17 protein-coding genes are annotated in these 18,263 nt (G+C 65.1%); 10 read left to right on the plus strand and 7 right to left on the minus strand.

All coding sequences use genetic code 11. The features are described from left to right. The first annotated feature begins 38 nt into the window (after positions 1 to 38). On the plus strand, positions 39 to 704 hold the full coding sequence (locus IFT63_RS07165) for an NAD(P)H-binding protein (RefSeq protein ID WP_192083655.1): 666 nt from the start codon (positions 39 to 41) through the stop codon (positions 702 to 704). 9 nt (positions 705 to 713) lie between these two features. Here IFT63_RS07165 and IFT63_RS07170 read toward each other — a convergent pair whose 3' ends face one another. The 3 genes from IFT63_RS07170 to IFT63_RS07180 form a co-directional block, all read right to left on the minus strand. Continuing rightward, complete coding sequence (locus IFT63_RS07170) at positions 714 to 1,103, minus strand: DUF6180 family protein (RefSeq protein ID WP_192083656.1); 390 nt, start codon at positions 1,101 to 1,103, stop codon at positions 714 to 716. A gap of 38 nt (positions 1,104 to 1,141) precedes the next feature. After that, positions 1,142 to 2,344, minus strand: a complete 1,203-nt coding sequence (locus IFT63_RS07175) for an OmpA family protein (protein ID WP_192083657.1) — start codon at positions 2,342 to 2,344, stop codon at positions 1,142 to 1,144. Positions 2,345 to 2,499: 155 nt separating this feature from the next. After that, entirely contained in the window at positions 2,500 to 3,009 is a 510-nt protein-coding gene (locus IFT63_RS07180) for a nuclear transport factor 2 family protein (protein WP_197974233.1), read from the minus strand. A gap of 322 nt (positions 3,010 to 3,331) precedes the next feature. Between IFT63_RS07180 and IFT63_RS07185 the strand changes: the two genes are divergently transcribed. Then, complete coding sequence (locus tag IFT63_RS07185) at positions 3,332 to 3,586, plus strand: DUF3253 domain-containing protein (protein WP_192083659.1); 255 nt, start codon at positions 3,332 to 3,334, stop codon at positions 3,584 to 3,586. A gap of 46 nt (positions 3,587 to 3,632) precedes the next feature. Here IFT63_RS07185 and IFT63_RS07190 read toward each other — a convergent pair whose 3' ends face one another. Next, positions 3,633 to 4,016: a helix-turn-helix domain-containing protein gene (locus IFT63_RS07190; RefSeq protein WP_192083660.1), complete on the minus strand. Its 384-nt coding sequence runs from the start codon at positions 4,014 to 4,016 to the stop codon at positions 3,633 to 3,635. Between the two features lie 89 nt (positions 4,017 to 4,105). Here IFT63_RS07190 and IFT63_RS07195 point away from each other — a divergent pair, with 89 nt between their 5' ends. Further along, positions 4,106 to 5,170, plus strand: a complete 1,065-nt coding sequence (locus IFT63_RS07195) for an SDR family oxidoreductase (RefSeq protein WP_192083661.1) — start codon at positions 4,106 to 4,108, stop codon at positions 5,168 to 5,170. A gap of 49 nt (positions 5,171 to 5,219) precedes the next feature. On the opposite strand, the gene IFT63_RS07200 is transcribed toward IFT63_RS07195, so the two are convergent. Together IFT63_RS07200 and IFT63_RS07205 are read right to left on the minus strand one after the other, a co-directional pair. Beyond that, positions 5,220 to 7,388, minus strand: a complete 2,169-nt coding sequence (locus IFT63_RS07200) for a TonB-dependent siderophore receptor (protein WP_192084181.1) — start codon at positions 7,386 to 7,388, stop codon at positions 5,220 to 5,222. 212 nt (positions 7,389 to 7,600) lie between these two features. Beyond that, positions 7,601 to 9,052: a DUF4832 domain-containing protein gene (locus tag IFT63_RS07205; protein WP_192083662.1), complete on the minus strand. Its 1,452-nt coding sequence runs from the start codon at positions 9,050 to 9,052 to the stop codon at positions 7,601 to 7,603. Between the two features lie 354 nt (positions 9,053 to 9,406). On the opposite strand from IFT63_RS07205, the gene IFT63_RS07210 reads away from it, so the two are divergent. The 4 genes from IFT63_RS07210 to IFT63_RS07225 all read left to right on the plus strand — a co-directional run bounded on the left by IFT63_RS07210 (position 9,407) and on the right by IFT63_RS07225 (position 11,339). Beyond that, positions 9,407 to 9,793 (plus strand): DUF2628 domain-containing protein, encoded by a 387-nt coding sequence (locus IFT63_RS07210; RefSeq protein WP_192083663.1) that lies wholly within the window; start codon positions 9,407 to 9,409, stop codon positions 9,791 to 9,793. A 183-nt stretch (positions 9,794 to 9,976) separates the two neighbouring features. Further along, positions 9,977 to 10,231, plus strand: a complete 255-nt coding sequence (locus IFT63_RS07215) for a plasmid stabilization protein (RefSeq protein ID WP_042612573.1) — start codon at positions 9,977 to 9,979, stop codon at positions 10,229 to 10,231. Then, complete coding sequence (locus tag IFT63_RS07220) at positions 10,228 to 10,644, plus strand: PIN domain-containing protein (RefSeq protein ID WP_192083664.1); 417 nt, start codon at positions 10,228 to 10,230, stop codon at positions 10,642 to 10,644. The genes IFT63_RS07215 and IFT63_RS07220 overlap by 4 nt, the downstream gene beginning before the upstream one ends. 218 nt (positions 10,645 to 10,862) lie before the next feature. Then, complete coding sequence (locus IFT63_RS07225; protein WP_192083665.1) at positions 10,863 to 11,339, plus strand: hypothetical protein; 477 nt, start codon at positions 10,863 to 10,865, stop codon at positions 11,337 to 11,339. A gap of 159 nt (positions 11,340 to 11,498) precedes the next feature. Here the strand turns inward: IFT63_RS07225 and IFT63_RS07230 are convergent, their stop codons facing one another. Beyond that, positions 11,499 to 12,578 (minus strand): hypothetical protein, encoded by a 1,080-nt coding sequence (locus IFT63_RS07230; RefSeq protein WP_192083666.1) that lies wholly within the window; start codon positions 12,576 to 12,578, stop codon positions 11,499 to 11,501. Between the two features lie 232 nt (positions 12,579 to 12,810). On the opposite strand from IFT63_RS07230, the gene IFT63_RS07235 reads away from it, so the two are divergent. From IFT63_RS07235 to IFT63_RS07245, 3 genes are all read left to right on the plus strand, one after another. After that, positions 12,811 to 13,953 carry a hypothetical protein gene (locus IFT63_RS07235; protein WP_249404355.1) on the plus strand — a complete coding sequence of 381 codons (1,143 nt, stop codon included), beginning with the start codon at positions 12,811 to 12,813 and terminating at the stop codon, positions 13,951 to 13,953. A gap of 45 nt (positions 13,954 to 13,998) precedes the next feature. Continuing rightward, positions 13,999 to 15,975, plus strand: a complete 1,977-nt coding sequence (gene betT, locus IFT63_RS07240) for a choline BCCT transporter BetT (protein ID WP_192083667.1) — start codon at positions 13,999 to 14,001, stop codon at positions 15,973 to 15,975. A gap of 147 nt (positions 15,976 to 16,122) precedes the next feature. Beyond that, positions 16,123 to 18,261: a TonB-dependent siderophore receptor gene (locus tag IFT63_RS07245; RefSeq protein ID WP_192083668.1), complete on the plus strand. Its 2,139-nt coding sequence runs from the start codon at positions 16,123 to 16,125 to the stop codon at positions 18,259 to 18,261. Positions 18,262 to 18,263 lie beyond the last annotated feature (2 nt).

Here is an 18,263-nt window from a genome sequence, read left to right on the forward strand (position 1 = left end):
GCTTGTAGCGTTCCAGCAATCGTCCAGGGGTTTCTTCCATGCATATCCTCCTCACCGGTGCGACCGGCCTGCTCGGCCAGGGCGTTCTCAACGCCTGCCTCACCTCACCTGACGTCACCCACATCACCGTCCTGGCCCGTCGGCCGCTGGACCGCGCCGACGCGAAGGTCAACGAAGTGCTGCTCGAAGACTTCAGCCAGGCCGCCAGCATCCAGGCACAGCTGGCCGGCATCGACGCGGCGTTCTACTGCGCCGGCGCTCCGCCCATCGGCACCGCCGAAAAGGAATACCGCCGCGTCACCTTCGAGCTGACCTTGGCAGTGGCGCGGGCCTATGCCGCGGCCAATCCACAGGGGCGCTTCTTCTACATTTCCGGCGCCAATTCCGATCCCGAAAGCCGGCTGATGCTGCTACGCATCAAGGGCGAAACCGAGGATGCGCTGCAGCGGCTGCCGATCACCACCGTGATGCTGCGGCCCGGCGGCATCCTGCCCGAAGAAGGCACGCACAGCCCACACGGTGTGATGCGCATGTTCCATGCGCTGGCCAGCCCGCTGCAGGGGATGATCGTCAAGAATGTGCCGGGGGCGGCCACCACCAACGGTGCCATCGGCCGGGCGATGATCTCCCTCGCCCGCTCCCCCAACCCGCCTTCCATCGTCGAAAACCGCGAGATCAACCAGCTCGGCCAGCCTGTCACGTAACGCAGGGCTTCAGCCGTCGCGCGCGGCCTTGCGGACTTCCGCACCGACGCGCGCCTTGACGCGATCCACGTCCGGATTGTTCGGACCCGAATAGTCGAACGCCTGGATCACGAACACGGTGTGGTCGCCTGCGCTGATGCAGTACGAGATCAGCGAGCGCCCATCCTCGCGCGGGGCGGACACGTGCAGCACCAGCGTCTTCTGGTCCTGGTCCACGCGCGTGCTGTAGCCCACCGCCGCGGCCCCACGCGTTACCGCCGCGCGGCACGCCTGCATGCTCAGCTTGGCCGCCGGAAAGCGGTCCACGTCGTAGCCGAGGCTGAAATCATTCGCCTTGCCCGGCGAGGCCATTGCCAAGGCGGCCACCGTGCCCAGCGCTGCGAGTATCGCTGCCTTCATTCCGTTCTCCTGTCACTGTTGAACGTGCGCCGCCGAACTCACGAACGCACGAAGATTTCCACGCGGCGATTCAACTGCCGGCCGCTGGGGTTGTCCTTGCCCTCCAGCTCGTTGGGCGCCACCGGCTGCGTTTCGCCGTAGCCCTTTGACGCCGCCTGCTGGCCCGCACCACGCTGGCGCAATGCGGCCACTACCGATGCCGCGCGGCGTTCGGACAGGCTCTGGTTGTAGTCGTCCGCGCCCTTGGAATCGGTATGCCCGCGCACTTCCATGCCTGTGGTTTTCAGTTCGGCCAGCGCCCCGGCCAAGGTATCGAGCAGATTCGCCGCGTCGGGACGGATGTCGGACTTGTCGAAGTCGAACAGCACCCGGTCATTCAAGGTGATCACATAACCGCAGGGCGCACCGGGCGGAGCGAACTTTTTCAGCGGCGGGAATTTACCGGCAGGCGCCAGGCGCGCCAGCGGCGGCATCCTGACCGGTCGCGCTGGCGGGCCGATGGTGCCGGTGCCATCACCATTGTTGGTGATCAGGCCTTCTTCGCCATTCCAGGTGCCCGAGCCGTCCGCATTGACGCGCACCAGGCCCATCGGCCCATTCCACGTGCCGCTGCCATCGCCATTATTCGTGATCAGGCCACTGTCACCGTTCCAGGTGCCCGCACCCTTGCCATCCAGCCGGATCAGGCCCGCCACGCCGTTGTAGGTGCCCGACCCATCCGCTTCCACACTGATGATGGCATCGTCGCCACCGCCACCGGGATTGCCGTTGATGGTGCCGCTGCCATCGGCGTTCACGCGCACCAGTCCGCCTTCGAAATTGGCGGTGCCGCTGCCATCGGGGTTGATCACGAAGATGCCTTCGTCGCCGTTCCGGGTCAGCTTGCCCTGCGCATCCACGCTGGTGATGCCGGCATCGTTGATCAGGCTGCCATCGGTGCTGCAGCGTGCCGGGGAAACGGTAATCCCCTCCACCGGGTTGAGGATCGACTGCAGTGAGCTTTCCAGCGCACGCTGCGCCGGAGTGACGCCTATGATCTCCGGCACCACGATCGTCGGGATGACCGGGAATTCGGGGGCGTCACTGTCCTGTTCTGCGTCGGCTTCCTCATCGGAGACCGCGGCGGCGTTGCCAGTCACGGGGTTCGGCGCTGGCGAATCGGGCCCCTTGGAACACCCCGCAAGCGCAATCAACAGCACGGAAACAGCAGACAGCGGCAACACACGCGTGGATGAGCTCATGTACTGGATCGTTCCGTGATGGCAGTGAGGCCAGCATCCTATCCGGCGCCCATTTGCACGGCGTGAACGGCCTTGAATCGACCACATGGCCCCGCTTTGGTTGCGCCGAGCCCACGCTCGGCGAGCGCACCGCGCGGCCTGCGCCGGACATCGCGCTACCGGACCACCGCATTCTCCGCCACCACCTTGTCATACGCCGCCAAGTCCAGGAATGCCTCGGCCTCCACCACGACGCCGTCTTCCATCCGGAAAATCCACACATACTGGTTCGTGTACGGGCGCCCCCCAGCGGTAATGGATTCGGCTTCAAACCGGCTGATCACCGTATCGCCCACCGCCCAGATGGCATGCACCTTGGGCACCAACGGCCGCGCCAGCCGGCGGGTCAGCGGAGCCGCCGCGCCCTGTAGGAATGCTTCGACGCCCTTGTAAGTACCCGCCGCCGAACCGGAGCCATGAACGGTCCAGACGACATCGGGGGACAGCAGCGCAAACACGGTGCCGTTTCCCGTAGACCAGTTGGTGAAGGCCGTCCGGACCAAGGCCTCGTTGTGTACGGCGGTGGCGTGCACGGGCTCAGGCGTCGAGGCGTGGGCGGAACTCAGCGCTGCAATGGCCAAGGTGAGTACCAGCGCCAGGCGATTATTCGGAGTCGATCGGTTCACGTGAGTCTCCTTCCCGTTTCGTGGGAACGACAATGCGCTCACCCGCCCGGCGGCGGTATCCATCGGTCGCTGGACACGACGGTTAGCCGCTCTGGACAATCCAGGGACAGACCTTCAACTGACCTCCGCATGCCCATCACGCGCGCCCACGCATCGTGCATCTCGGCCGTCCGCTCTGGTAGCGCCGAGCCATGCTCGGCGAGCGCACCGCGCGGCCTGCGTCAGGCATCGTGCTACCGGAACGGAATGCCGCCGAGCATGGCTCGGCGCTACCCAGCCCACCTCCGCGCGCCCATCACGCGCGCCGACGCATCGTGCAGCGATGGATATCGCCGCCGCCATCATCGACCTGCTGGGCCAGCGCGCGGCGTCGGCCTCCATCTGTCCGTCCGAGGTTGCCCGGGCATTGCGCCCAGAGCCAGGTGACTGGCGCCCACTCATGCAGCCGGTGCGCGAAGCCGCCGCTGCCCTGGCGCGGGAAGATCGGATCATCATCACCCGCAAGGATGAGCGCTTGGACCCGGACGCTTTGGGCCCGGGCCCTGTCCGGCTGCGGCGCGGGCCTGGATTCCGCTAAGGCCCGCCTTCTGTGGCGCTGGAGCGACGCAAGGCCTTAAGGCCGATCAACCGCGCCGCCGCGACGTCGGCCTTGCTTTCAGCGCATCCAGTGCCTCGGCATTGCGCCGCGCCCAGTCGTAGATCAGCTCGATTGGCTCCACCAGTTGCCGGCCCAGCGCGGTCAGGCTGTACTCCACAGAGGGCGGCACGGTGGGATGTTCGGTCCGCAACACGATGCCCGCCAGCTCCATCTCCCGCAGAGTCTGGATCAGCATCTTCTTCGAGATGGCAGGCAGGCTGCGGTGCAGCGCGTTGCTGCGCGCCACCCCGCCATGACGGACTGCCAGGGTGTGCAGCACCATCGACGTCCACTTGGTGCTGAACAGCTCCAGCACCCGCCGCGGTGCACAGTCTTCGCGCCATTCCTGTTCCGGGGTGCCTGCTTTCATCGCGTGGTTACCATTTGGTGCCTTCTTTCGGGCCTGACCCCATTATCCTAAGGTGTCTGCCTGTTATTTGATGCAAAAGAGGCGACCCCATGACCCAGAAAGCATTGGTAGTCGGTGCAACCGGCATTACCGGCAGTGCCCTGATCCAGCAGCTGCTCCAGGAAGGCTGGGAGGTGCACGGCCTGGCGCGCAACCCGGCGGCGCTGCCGTCGCGCGTCCACGGTGTCTCGGCCGATCTGCGCGATGCGCAGGCCACCCGGGCCGCACTGGCAGACCTGCGGCCCACCCATGTATTCATTACGACCTGGTCGCGGCAGGCCAACGAGGCCGAGAACATCCGCGTGAATGCGGCCATGGTGCGCCACCTGCTGGATGCCCTGCAGCCGGCCGGTTCGGTGCAGCACGTCGCGCTGGTGACCGGTCTGAAGCATTACCTCGGGCCGTTCGAAGCCTACGCGCAGGGCGCGCTGCCACAGACCCCGTTCCGCGAGGAACAGCCCCGCCTGCCGATCGAGAACTTCTACTACGCACAGGAAGACGAGGTCTTTGCCGCAGCCGCGCGTGATGGCTTCAACTGGAGCGTGCATCGTCCACATACGGTGATCGGTGCGGCGGTGGGCAACGCCATGAACATGGGCACCACGCTGGCGGTGTATGCCTCGCTGTGCAAGCGCAGCGGCCGTCCGTTCTATTTCCCCGGCTCGCTGGCGCAGTGGAACGGGCTGACCGACATGACCGACGCGCGCCAGTTGGCACGCCAGCTGGTGTGGGCCACCCAGACCCCGGCAGCAGCCAACCAGGCGTTCAATATCGTCAACGGTGATGTGTTCCGCTGGAGCTGGATGTGGGGCCGCATCGCGGACTGGTTCGGCATCGAAGCGGCGCCGTTCACCGGTGAGCTGCGCACGCTGGAACGGCAGATGGCGGACGACGCGGCACGGTGGGTGCAGCTGGCCATCGAACAGGGCCTGGCCGAGCCGGACATCCACCGGCTGGTGTCGCCGTGGCACACCGACGCCGACCTGGGCCGTCCGGTCGAAGTGATGACCGATATGTCCAAGAGCCGCCGGCTGGGGTTCCTTGATTACCAGCCCAGCGATGACGCCTTCTTCGACCTGTTCGCCACGCTGCGGGCGCAGCGGCTGATTCCCTGAGCGCAGCCAGACGCCCCGGAATCCATCCCGGGGCGCCTGCGCACAGCCATCAGAACCTGTAGTTCACCGTCAGCCGCACGTTGCGCGGCTCACCCCAGGTGTAGGTGCTGTACCAGTTGAAGATGGTGTAGTAGTGCTTGTCCAGCAGGTTGTTGACGTTGAGCGTGGCCGACAGCCTGTCATTGAACTCGTAGCGTGCCATCGCATCCAGCAGCCAGTACGGATCGGTGCGATGCACCAGGCTGCCCCCGTCCTGCGGGTTGCTGATGGTGCCGAAGGTGCTGCCCTGCCAGCGTGCGCCGCCGCCGATGCTCACCCCACGCAACGCGCCGTCCTGCACGCGGTAGGTGGTGTGCAGGCTGAACTGGTCTTCCGGCTCCAGCGTTGAGACCTTGGTGGACTGCTGCCGCGCAATCTTGTGCGCATAGCCACCCTGCACTTGCCAGCCCGGTGCGACCTGGCCGGACACATCGAACTCGTAGCCCTTGGTGCGCACGCCCATCAGTCCGCGGTAGGCGATGCCACCGCTCGGGGTCAGCCCGCCACTGGGCTCGGCATGGTTGTCCTGCTCCAGCTGGAACACCGCCGCGCTGGCGTTGAAGCGTCCTTCCAGGAACTCCGCCTTGACGCCGGCTTCGTAGCTGCGGCCTTCCAGCGGATCCAGCACCCTGCCCTGCTCGTCCTGGTTGCTCTGCGGCTTGAAGATGGAGCTGTAGCTGGCGAACACCGAGTAGTTCTGGTTGAGGTCGTACACCAGCCCGGCGTATGGCACGATCACGCCGCTCTCGTCGATATCCATGGCCTTGTAGTTGGCCACGCGGCTGCCCAAGATCAGCTTCAGCGGATCGGCCAGGTCGAAGCGGCCCACCACGTAGGCACCGCTTTCGCGGGTCACTTCATTGTTGCCGTAGCCCCACTGCCAGTCCGGCTCGGGCACATCGCCGGTCCAGCCGCGGTAATCGGCCACGCTGGTGACATAGCCCTCCTGCGGCGAGTAACCATCGTTGATCCAGCGCTTGCGCGACACGCTGCCACCGACCACCAATTCGTGCTGGCGACCGAACCATTCGAACTTGCCGCTGACATACAGATCGGCCGCATTGCTGGTGGTCTCGCCCACGTACTTGCCGACCCACATGCTCACGCCTTCGCCGGTCACCGGATCCGGGTTACCGCCGGCCGCCGCGCCCAACGGGGCGTCATACCCGTTGACCTGGTGATTCAGCTGCAGCTTGGCCACCCAGTCATTGCCGAAGGTGTGTTCCAGCGTGGCGAACGCGGTGCGGCTGTACTGCGCCCAGCTGCTCCAGCGCGCGCCGTTGTTGAACGAACGCGGCATCTTGTTGAAGTTGCCGGTGCTGTCCAGCAGCGGAATGCCGCCCCAGCTGGAACCCTGCGGATCGCTGTCCTGGTAATCGGCGCCGACGGTCAGCAGCGTGCTGTCATCGATGTCTGCTTCCAGGATGCCGTAGAACACCTTGTTGGTGCGCTGGTAGTGGTCGACATTGGAGTGCTTGTCCTGCTGCGCCGCCACCGCGCGGCCACGCACGCGACCGCTTTCGGTCAACGGGCCGCTGACATCGACTTCGGCGCGGTAGCTGTCCCACGAGCCGACACCCAGGCCCACGCTACCGGCGAACGCGTGCGTCGGCTTCTTGCGGATCAGGTTGATGGTGGCACCGGGATCGCCCATGCCGGTCAGCAGGCCGGTGGCGCCCTTGAGCACTTCCACACGATCGTAGATGGCCATGTCACTGAGCGTATTGCCGGCCGAATAAGCCGAATCGCGCGCCATCGGAATACCGTCGTACTGGAAGTTCTGCACGGCAAAACCACGTGCGTAGTACTCGGTGCGCTCGCTGTCGTAGGTGACGATGCTGATGCCCGGGGTGACCTTCATGACATCGTCGATGCCGTTGAGGCCGAAGTCGTTCATCTCCTGCCGGGTGATCACGCTGATCGACTGCGGCGTCTGGCGCGGACTCAGCACCAGCCGGGTGGCGGTGGCGATGGTGCCTGGCGTGTAGGAGCCGCTGTTCTCGGTCACGGTACCCAGCTGGTTGGCGGTCACCTGCACGGTCTGCAGGGTCCGCGCGGCTTCGTCATCGGTCTGCGCGGCGGCGCTCTGCTGCGCCTGCGCGCTGGCGGTGAGCAGGCCCACGGTGAGCACGGCGGATACCGCCTGGGTCAGCGGCGAACGGGCAAAGGTGCGATGCAGACGACCGCTGCGGGTCGGGGCAACAGGGGACGGAACGACGGACACGGCAGTGCCTCCAGGTAGGAAGTGATCCTCTGGCGGCGGCTGGAGGTAACAGAATGGGCGGCATGATGACGCAAATGTGACGACGGGGAAAGCCTGCGCCTGCCCCGCCGCCTGCGCGGCGATGCGGCCCCACGCCGCATCGCCATGCTCCAGTGAACCGCACTACCTCAGTTCACCTGCACCTGTCCCAGCGGCAGTCGACGCTGCGCATCCTGCCCATCGTTCTGCGGGGCGATGTTGCGGCGGCCCGGGGTGTCATCGGCCAGCGCAAGACGCAGCGCATAGCTGCCCGGCGCCAGGCTGCTGGGCACGGTGAAGGTGGTGCTGCGGCTCTGCACCGTGCCCGGCATGATCTCGCTCAGGGTCACCGCGGGTATCGAGGTACGCGCCTTGGTGCTTCCATCAGCCGCCACCCAGTGCAGTTCCACGTGGTAGGCGTTGTACAGCGGGGCCGAGCCGTGGTTCTTGATACCCAGCTGCAGCGCCGCCTGCTGGCCACGCACCTGCGTGTTGGGCCAGGTCACCGTGCTGATGCCCAGCCGGTAGCCCAGATCGCTCTTCAGCGTCTTCAACTTGGCCGCATTGCCACTGGTTTCGTGCGCCCCGGCCGGGCCGAGGAAGCTGAAGTGGTAATCGCGCAGCAGCTTGCGCACATCGGCGGTGCGGTTGGTCCAGGTACTCTTCTGGTTGCTGTTCGGGCTCTCGCCGCTGACCGGGTTGACCATCCAGTTCTGCCGCGCCGCCGGTACCTCGTTGGCCAGCCCGTATTCCAGGTTCCACCAGCCATCGTCGCTGCAGCTGGGCATCTGCGGATTGAACGCGTTGCACTTTCCGGTGAACGAGGGGAAGTAATCCTCGTGGAAGCCAAACAGCGCCGATCCCACGTCCGATGCCCGCGCATAGCGGGTCTGCAGCGGCGTCTTCAGGAAGGCTGCAGTGTAGGCATCGCGGATCAGCGAGCGGGTCTGCGCATTGGGCTGCAGGTCCTCGCAGCCACTGGTATGCCACTCGCCCCAGAAGCCGAGCAGGCCCACCTGGATGGCGGTGATGCGCGGGTCGCCATCGAAGCGCGCGGCCAGTGCCTGCACGAACTGCTGCATCTGCTGGCGCGCCGCCGGGTTGTTGTAATCCAGGCTGCGGATCGGACCGTCCGAATCGCACTTGGCGCGCACCGCATACGGAATGTTGAGCGGCGCCTGTTCGAGGAACTTCGGATAGTCGCGCTCGTTCTCGCCGCCGCTGTAATGCGCGTCAATCTGGCTGGCGGCACTTTCCGGATAATCAGCGACGGGACGCAGCACGAAGGTCGCCAGCGGATCGTCATTGAGGATCGGCTGCAGGTACAGCGTCTCCACCGCGTTCCAGTCAAAGACCTGATCGGCGGTTTCGATGATCCGCCACGGCAGGTACACGTGATAGATGTGCGCCCCGTGGAAATTGTCTACCCCGCCATCCACTGCGTACGAACTGCCCCAAAGCATGAAACCGCGATGCGGGTTGTCGAACTCCTGGGTCGATACCGCGGGGGTCAGGGTGCCAGCATGGGCACAGGCGGCGGACAGGGCACTGGCGAGGACTGCGACAGCCAGCATTCCGGAAAACGGACGTGACGACGACATGGACGTACCTCTTCGGTTGCACGGGGAAGACGGCGACAGGGAGGCGTTGACCTGCCTCAGGGTTGTCGCAGACGACCTTATGCCTTGTTTCGTTATGTATCAATACCGAAACATATCGAAATTTCTCGACCGGATCACAGTTTCGATCTGTGCGGCGACGTCAGGTAGCGCCGAGCCATGCTCGGCGGCTTTCCACCCCGACAACAGGATGTCCGACAGATGCCGCGCCCGCGCTCGCCGAGCGTGGCTCGGCGCTACCCTGCCCCCACGAGCGCGTAAATCGCAGGCGTTCCCGTGGTGAATAAGATTTGATCTCGCTATCATGTAAACGATTACATGGAGCTTTGATCAACAATGGAAACACCGAACACCGTCCCGCATAGTCCGAAATGGCAGTACCGCTTCGACTTCTTCGCGCAGCATGGCGCGCCGAAGACCAAGGAGTACCGACAGGCTCTGAAAGACCTGCCCTTCGCCGGCAAGCTCAGAGTGAACATCAACCTGTTCGCCCTGTTCTTCAGCTGGATCTATCTCTTCATCCTCGGCATGTGGCGCAAGGGCCTGGTTGTGTTTGGCCTGTACGTGGCGCTCATCACCGTCTCCTTCTTCGTACCGGACCTGCTGGTGCGCGCGCTGGTCGCAGCGCTTGGCCTGTCGGTGGCCATGAGCACCAACTACAGCTATTACGCCGAACGCGTAAAGGGCAAGGTGAGCTGGAACCCGTTCGAAGGCATGTTCTAAGCAGGAAAACGGTAGCGCCGAGCCATGCTCGGCGGCTTTCCGGTCAGGCACCCATGTCTGACTGCGGCCGCACCCAGAGCCGCCGAGCGTGGCTCGGCGCTACCGAAGATGGGCATCTTGACTGACTGATATCAATCTCAGCATAGTGATATCATCACCATCAATGCCAACAGGTGCCCTTACATGCCTGCCGTGACCATTCGAAATCTGTCAGACGAAGCCCACCGGGCGCTCAAGGTGCGTGCGGCACAGCATGGCCGCAGCACCGAGGCCGAAATCCGCGACATCCTGGAATCTGCCGTGCGGCCCGCCAGCCGTTTGCGGTTGGGGTCGGCTTTGGCAGCGCTGAGCGCCGACCATGGCCTCACCGACGCCGATGTGGATGCGATGGCGGCCACCCGCGATAAAACCCCGGCCAAGCCGATGGGGTTTGGGTGATCGTCCTCGACACCAATGTGGTCTCTGAAGCGATGAGCCCTGCGCCCTCCCCCGCTGTACTCGACTGGATGGACAGGCAGGCTGCAGAGACGCTCTATCTGTCCAGCGTGACGATCGCGGAGCTGCTGTACGGTGTCGGCGCGTTGCCGGCCGGACGCAGGAAGCAGACGCTGCTCAGCACGGTCGACGGCCTGATCAAGCTGTTCGACGACCGGGTACTGCCATTCGATCTGGAGGCGGCGCGCTGCTACGCCGTTCTCGCAGTGAGTGCACGAAGCGGCGGCAAGGGTTTTCCAACGCCGGACGGTTACATTGCCGCGATTGCGGTAGCTAATGGCTTCACCGTCGCCACGCGCGATGCCGGGCCGTTCAAGGCGGCCGGGCTGGACATCATCAATCCCTGGACCAGCTGAAGCATCCCTCCAGCCTCGGCCGAGCCGACTTCAGTCGGCTGCTTTCACCATCATCAGCCGACCGAAGTCGGCGCTACCGCGCTGCGCCGTCACCCGCGGCTGTGGCTGACTGGCTGTTATCTGTCTTCGGCTCATGCCGCACCGCATGCATTGCAACACCTGCACGCCAGCTCCATTACGGGGATGCGCCCGCGGTTGGGCGCTCTCAGGAGAAATGCATGCCGCACCACGAAAAGATCGCCCTTACCGGCGTCATCGAACACGTCTTTGCCCACCGTTTCACCTTCATCGCCGACGATGCCGCCTACCTGGCCGATCTCGGCCCGAAAGGCGCTGAAGCCTTCCCGCTAGCCGAAGGCCTTGCCATCCGCCTGGAAGGCGAGCAGCGCCCGTCGGAGATCAAGGTCAGCCGTATCGCCAAGAAGGGCGGCCGGTTTGTCGAGGTGGAACACAAGAAGCCGCACCACGGCCCCAAGCACCACCATCCAGACGTCCCCGCCGATCCACGCGCGGTGCTGGCTGCGGTGAAGAAAGCGGGCTGGACGGTCAACGGCGCGCCTGAGCGCAAGCCCAAGCACTTCGAAGTGCTGGCCCATCGCGATGGCGGCGACTGGACCGAACTGCACGTCGATTTCTCCGGTGCCATCTACAAAGAGAAGCACGCCGACGCAGGCAAGTGGGACCTGCAGGACTGATCCAGAAAAACGCCAGGCCGCATCACTGCGGCCTGGCGTTTTTGCTTACTGGCGTGATGCTTAGAAGAAGATCGCGTACAGGATCAAGAGCGGAATCGGAACGCCCAGGAACCAGAGCAGCAGGGTTTTCATGTCGGTTCTCCTTGGTGGATACGAAAGTTACAGGTCGCGGCGGCGGCCGCCCCAGGTGGCGCTCAGGCTGGCGAAGAACGCGCCGATCAGCAGCGTGATGAACAGCCAAAGCGCGGCGTAGGCGGTGGCCTTGCGGGCATCATCCGCAGCGGTTTTGGCGGTGTTCTTGGCATCTTCCAGCGCGGCCCGCATGCGGGTCTGCACGTCAGTCACGCGTGCCTCTGCCTCGGCTTGGCTCATTCCGGTTTCGCGGGCGATCAGCTGGGCCAGGTACTGCTTGTCCGCCGGATCCAGGCCGTCGCTCTGCAGGCTGGACATCACGATGCGGTTGACCTCGGCACGCACTTCACGGCGATCCCCGGCGCGCTCGTTGCCCGGCATCGAGCGCGGCGGCGGCAGCATGGCGGCGTCACGCGGGCCGGCAGCCGGACCCATGGGTGCAGCCATCGGGCCAGTGGGCGGTGCGCCTGCGCCGGCGCCCATCGGCGGAGCCGGCGGTGCCGGCGGCGGGTTGGTGGAGGTGTTACGGAACAGGGAGTCGACCCAATAGTTCATGTCGCCTTCCTGCGGGCCCATCGCAGCCGCACCGGCGCCCGCACCTGCCGCAGCGGCGGTGGTCGCAGCGGCGCCAGCAGTGGCACCGGCCACCTTCGCGCCGGCACCCAGCACGCCGCCAATGGCGGAGGTGAGCAGGCCAGCGGTCAGCAGCGTGGCAACCGCCCACGACACAAAACCGTGCGCGGTATCGCGGAAGTAGGTCTCGTCACCGTGCAGGTTGGTCCACTTGGTCCGCAGACGGCCGGCGAGGTAGCCCCCCAGGCCGGAAGCCGCCAGCGCAGTGAAGGTCAGCCAAGCGACGCTGGTCCAGCCGAAGGTTTCCTTGGATACACCGTCGAACGACCACGGCGACACCGAAGACAGGCCCAGGCCGACGCCCAGAATCAGCAGCACCAGCGACAGCGCAGCGGCCGCCACGGCGCCGGCAATGATCGCGCCCCAGGACACCGCGCTTTCCGGCGTGGGGGTGATGACGGGGGTGGAGGTGACGACGGTTTCGAATTCGGTGCCGAGCGGCCGGCGGTCCGGGAATCCACTGGGTGTACTCATTGGTGATGCTCCATCTGAATGGCTGCGGGCGCAGCAAGCGTCGTGAGGCTGCGCGCTTTGCTGTGAACACGGGGAAATGGGGAAATCACGCGCATTTGATGGGCGGCGGTGAGCTACGCATCGATGGCCGATGATGGGGTGCACTGGAGGACGTCCGCGCTGCCCGCGACGCGTCGCCTGCAATCGCGGCGCCCCCTCGCACGTTTGGGTCTCCTGCGCCGCCGCGTTAGACTTGGACGCTTTCGTTCGCAAAACGGAGGCCACGGCCACTATCGTGAAGGTATTTTCACTCATCTTTCTGTGTGCGGCGGCAACGGCCACGCATGCAGTACACGCTCAGGTAGCGCGCGGCGGGCAGGTCGATCCGTTTGTCGACATCGGCGGTGCGGTGCGCTTCAACTACGGCTGGCTCGACTACGGCCCCACCAGCCGGCTGCAGCTGGAGCTGCTCCGCGCAGATATCGAAGCCGGTGCCGGCCCGCTCTTCTTCTCTGCCCAATATCGCTGGTATGACGGGTTCGATGCCGTCCACCACGCCTACGCGGGATGGAATTTCAGCGAGACCACGCAACTCAAGGCGGGTATCCAACAGGTTCCCTTTGGCCTGCTGCCCACCGTTTCGCAGAGCTTCTGGTTTGGCTCGGGCTATTACCTCGGGATCGAGGACGATTACGATCCGGGCGTGACATTCAGCCATCAACAGGGCGACCACCACTGGATGGCGGGCTGGTTCTCAGGCGATGAATACGGAACCGGATCGCGCTATGACCGCTACTCGTTCGATGTGGCGCAGACACCCGAGCTGCCCTACCGCGAGCGCGGCCGCGTCCACGTCCGGTACGAACATACTGGCGTGTTGAACGAGGGCGAACTGCTGCTCGGCGCATCGGCATTCAGCGGCCGCGTCCAGGACACCGCCACCGGCCGCCACCACGGACACCACGGCGCGGCATTGCACGCCCAGTGGAAGCGGGAGGGTTGGACCACCCAGCTCCAGTGGGCCCGCTACCGTTACAGCGTCCCGGGCGACCGCATTGCGATGTCAGCCTTCCTCGCGCCCTTCGAGATCGCCTCCGAAGCCGACGTGCCCAGTGCCAACGTCGCCTATTCCTTCGGCGCCCGGCGCTGGCTCGATGACATCACCTGCTACAACAACCTGAGCATGACGCGGCCGGTCGGTCGCCGCGCGAGCGTCAGGGAGTCCTGGCAGAACGTCACCGGATGCAGCCTGCAGAAGGGAATCATGCTGACCTACGTGGACTGGATCGCCGGCAAGAACATGTGGTTCGCAGGCGGCGATGGCATCGGCATCGACGACGGCGGCCCCTCCCGCTGGCACAGCCGGCTGAACCTCAACATCGGGTTCCATTTCTAAGAGCACTCCGCTCTCTCGCTCCAATCGCATCAACCGGAGGATTCCATGCAGAGCCCCGCTCCGCCATCCACTCCTGTTCGCCAGCGCATCCTGCCGCAGGTGTTCATCCCTACCGCGGCCATCGTCCTGCTCCTCGTGGCGCTGTCGATTTTCGTCCCGGAACAGGCCACCACCTGGTTTACCGCGGCCAAGAACTGGACCGCCAACGACGCAGGCTGGTTCACGATCCTGTCCGTCGCCGGCTTCCTTGTCTTCGTCATCGGCGTGGCCATCAGCGGTTATGGACGCATCAAGCTGGGTCCCGACCACAGCCGCCCCGACTACAGCTACGCATCGTGGTTCGCCATGCTTTTCGCTGCGGGCATGGGCATCGGCCTGATGTTCTTCGGCGTGGCCGAGCCGATCATGCATTACGCCACCCCGCCGACCGGCACGGCCGAGTCTGCCGAGGCAGCCCGCCAGGCCATGCGCATCACCTTCTTCCATTGGGGGGTGCACGCCTGGGCCATCTACGCGGTCGTTGCGTTGGCACTCGCTTACTTCGCGTATCGGCACAATCTCCCGCTGCGGGTGCGCTCGGCACTCTACCCACTGATCGGTGACCGTATCCATGGTCCCATCGGCCATGCAGTAGACACCTTTGCGGCCCTTGGCACCATCTTCGGTCTTGCCACCTCGCTCGGCCTCGGGGTCATGCAGATCAACTCGGGTCTGAATTATCTTTTCGGCCTGGAAATCAGCACCCTGGTGCAGGTGTCGCTGATCGGCGTGATCACTCTGGTGGCGACCGGATCGGTGGTTGCGGGCCTGGACAGCGGCGTGCGCCGCCTGTCCGAGATCAACATGATCATGGCCGTGGCACTGCTGGCGTTCGTGCTGGTCTGCGGCCCCACCGTGCATCTGATGCAGGCATTCGTCCAGAACACGGGCATGTATGCATCCCAGCTCTTCTCCATGACGTTCAACCTGTACGCGTATGAGCCGAGTGGCTGGCTGGGGGGCTGGACGCTGTTCTACTGGGGCTGGTGGATCGCCTGGTCGCCGTTCGTCGGCATGTTCATCGCGCGCATTTCCCGCGGCCGGACGGTGCGCGAATTCGTCGTCGGCGTGCTGCTGGTGCCGCTTGGCTTCACGTTCCTGTGGATGACCATCTACGGAAACTCGGCTTTGTTCATGGTGCGGTCCGATGGGGTCCAAGCGCTCGTCTCAGCTGTATCCAACGACAGCTCGATGGCGCTGTTCGAGTTCCTGCGCCACCTGCCATTGACGATGATCACCTCCTCGCTCGCCGTGGTGCTCGTGGCGCTGTTCTTCGTCACCTCGGCCGACTCCGGCGCGCTGGTGATCGACATGCTGACATCCAGGGGTGAAGAAGAATCTCCGGTCTGGCAGCGGATTTTCTGGGCACTGCTGGTCGGCGCCATCGCGGTTGCCCTGTTGATCGCCGGCGGTCTTGAATCACTCCAGGCCGCCACCATCGCCAGCGCCCTTCCCTTCACCGTGGTCATGATTCTGATGTGCTGGGGCCTGCTCAAGGCCATGCACCTGGACGCAACGAAGCGTTCGATCCTGCGTGAGGCGCGCATGCTTCCGGGCACCAGCGAAGACTGGCGGGCCAGGCTGAAGCTGCTGGCGCACAACCCCGTCAAGATCGAGGTGGTCGGGTTCATCAGGGACCATGTGCTGCCCGCACTGCAGGAAGTTGCCGTGGAGCTGCGCAAACAGGACCTGCCGGTCGAGGTGACCGCAGGCGATGATGGCCGGGCATGGCTGCGTGTAGGCCATGGCGAGGAAATGGACTTCTTCTATTCCGTGCGCCCCCAGCCTTACGAAGCGCCTACGTTTGCCCTGCAGGATCCCCGCCGTCCCGCCAGCGAGGGCACCCGTCACTACCGGGCGGAGGTCTACCTGCGCGAAGGCGGTCAGGACTATGACGTCATGGGATGGCCCAAAGTCCAGGTGATCCACGACGTGCTGGACCAGTACGAGCGTCACCGCCAGTTCCTGGATCACGTCCGCTGATGGCAATGCCGGCCAGCCTGCCCGGGCTGGCCGGCCTGCTTGAACGCTGGCATTCCGGCTTCATGGGTCAGATCGAAGTCTCGGCCACCAGCAGCCATCCGCTCTACATGTTAATCTTTCTCATTCTCACCCGCCTTTCGGCCTGCGATGACCCGCCCGACGCCTTCTCTCTCCCTGCTGGGCCTGGCCCTGACCCTCGCCTGTGCCTCGGCCCACGCAGCGCCGCCCTCTTCCGTCGGTGTGCAACAGCTGGATGCCGTGCAGGTGCATGGCCGGGCGCAGACCTTTTACCGGGTGGACGATGCGACGGTGGGGACGCGCACCGATACCCCGCTGGCGTTGGTGCCGCAGTCCATCCAGGTGGTGCCGCGCGAGCTGATTGAAGACCAGGCTGCGCGCCAGATCACCGATCTCTACCGCAGCATCAGTGGCATCAGTTTCTTCAGCTACGCCGGCGTCACCCTGCGCGGCTTCCGCCAGGAAAACGTGCTGTACGACGGCATGCGCGGCGACCCCTATGCCGGGTTTTCGGTACCGCAACTGTTCAACATCGATCGCGTGGAAGTGCTGAAGGGTCCGGCCGGCGCGCTGTATGGCGGCGGCGATGCCGGGGGTGTCATCAACTACGTCACGCGCAAGCCCAAAGCCACGGCCGAGCGCCGCATCGAACTGCAGGCCGGCAACAACGATTTCAGGGCCGCATCGATCGAGGCCACCGGGCCCGTGAACGCCGCAGGCAGCGTGCGCTACCGCGCCGGGCTGTATGGCGACACCGAACAGGGCGTGCGCTGGAACGCGGACAGCGAGAGCGTGATCGGCGATGCGTCGCTGGCCTTCGACGTGGGCGACACCGGCGAGTTGACCCTGCAGTTCACCGACATCACCCAGAACCTGGGCGGCAACCGCCTGCGCGGCGTGCCGGTGGACGACAACGGCAGCTTCCTGACCGACCGGCGATGGAACCATAACGAAGCCAGCGACTTCCTGGATATGCGTGCCAAGGTGGCGCTGGTGCAGTACCGCTTCTCGCCCGGCAGCAACCTGGACGTCGATTTTGGCGCACGCTGGTTCGAGAACAACGAGCATCAGGTCTACCACGAGCCGATGGGCCTGATCGACCGCAACCGCGACGGCGTGCCCGAATGGATGACCCGCCAGCTGCGCAACCAGATCCGCGACAACGACGCGTTTACCGCCAACGGCAACGCCGTGTGGCGCTTCAATACCGGCAGCATCGGGCACAAGCTGCTGTTCGGCGCCGATGTCTACCAGCAGGATGCCGACTTCACCGCACAGACGGCCAACAGCGCCGACCTGGCGCGGGGTGCCGGCCCGGTGCCCGGCATCGACCTGTTCAACCCGGTGTATGGCGCCAGCTCGTGGCGCGACTACAACCTGGCCGCCCTGCCCTGGCGCAGCACCAGCACGCGCAGCAAGCGCTATGGCGGTTACCTGCAGGACGAACTGGCGCTGACCCCGCGCTGGCACGTGCTGGCCGGGCTGCGCTGGGATGGTTTCAAGGACGACGACCGCATCGCCGGCACCACCGTGGATGGCAACGACATCAGCTGGCGGCTGGGCAGTACCTACACCGTGCGCGAAGGCATCAATGTCTACGCCAACATCGCCAGCGGGTTCATGCCCCAGAACGCCGCCAACCAGAGCGCCGAAGCGGGTGGCCCGTTCGATGCCGAGCGCAGCAGGCAGTGGGAAGTGGGCCTGAAATCCCTGCTGGCCGAGCGCGTGACCTTGAACCTGGCCGCTTACCGGATCGACCGCAGCAATATCGTGCAGGCCACCGGCGAGATCGTCGATGGCGTGAACCAGCTTGCTGCCTTGGGTCTTGTGCGCAGCACCGGCATGGAGCTGGACCTGCTGGCCGATGTGACCGAACGCTGGGTGCTCAACCTGACCTACGCCTACAACGATGCCCGGGTGAAGGATGCCGGCAGCGACGGCATCACCAATGCCTCCGGCGACCGCTTCGCCAATTCCCCGCAGAACAAACTCGGCCTGTGGACCCGCTACGAGCTGCCGGCGATCAACTCGGCGATCGGCTTCGGCGCCGATTACGTGGATGAGCGCGTCAGCCTGGATGGCCAACGGGTCAAGCCGTACACCGTGTTCGACATGAGCTGGAAGACGCAGTGGCAGCAGTGGCAGTTCCAAGCCAACGTCAAGAACCTGTTCGACAAGGTCTATGCCGCCAGCGGTTTCACCGGGCGCACCGGCCACTTCCCGGGCGAGCCGCGCCGGGTGTACGTGCAAGCCGCTTACGCGTTCTGAGC

The sequence above is a fragment of the Stenotrophomonas sp. CFBP 13724 genome (assembly GCF_014841975.1).
Lineage (GTDB): Bacteria > Pseudomonadota > Gammaproteobacteria > Xanthomonadales > Xanthomonadaceae > Stenotrophomonas > Stenotrophomonas lacuserhaii.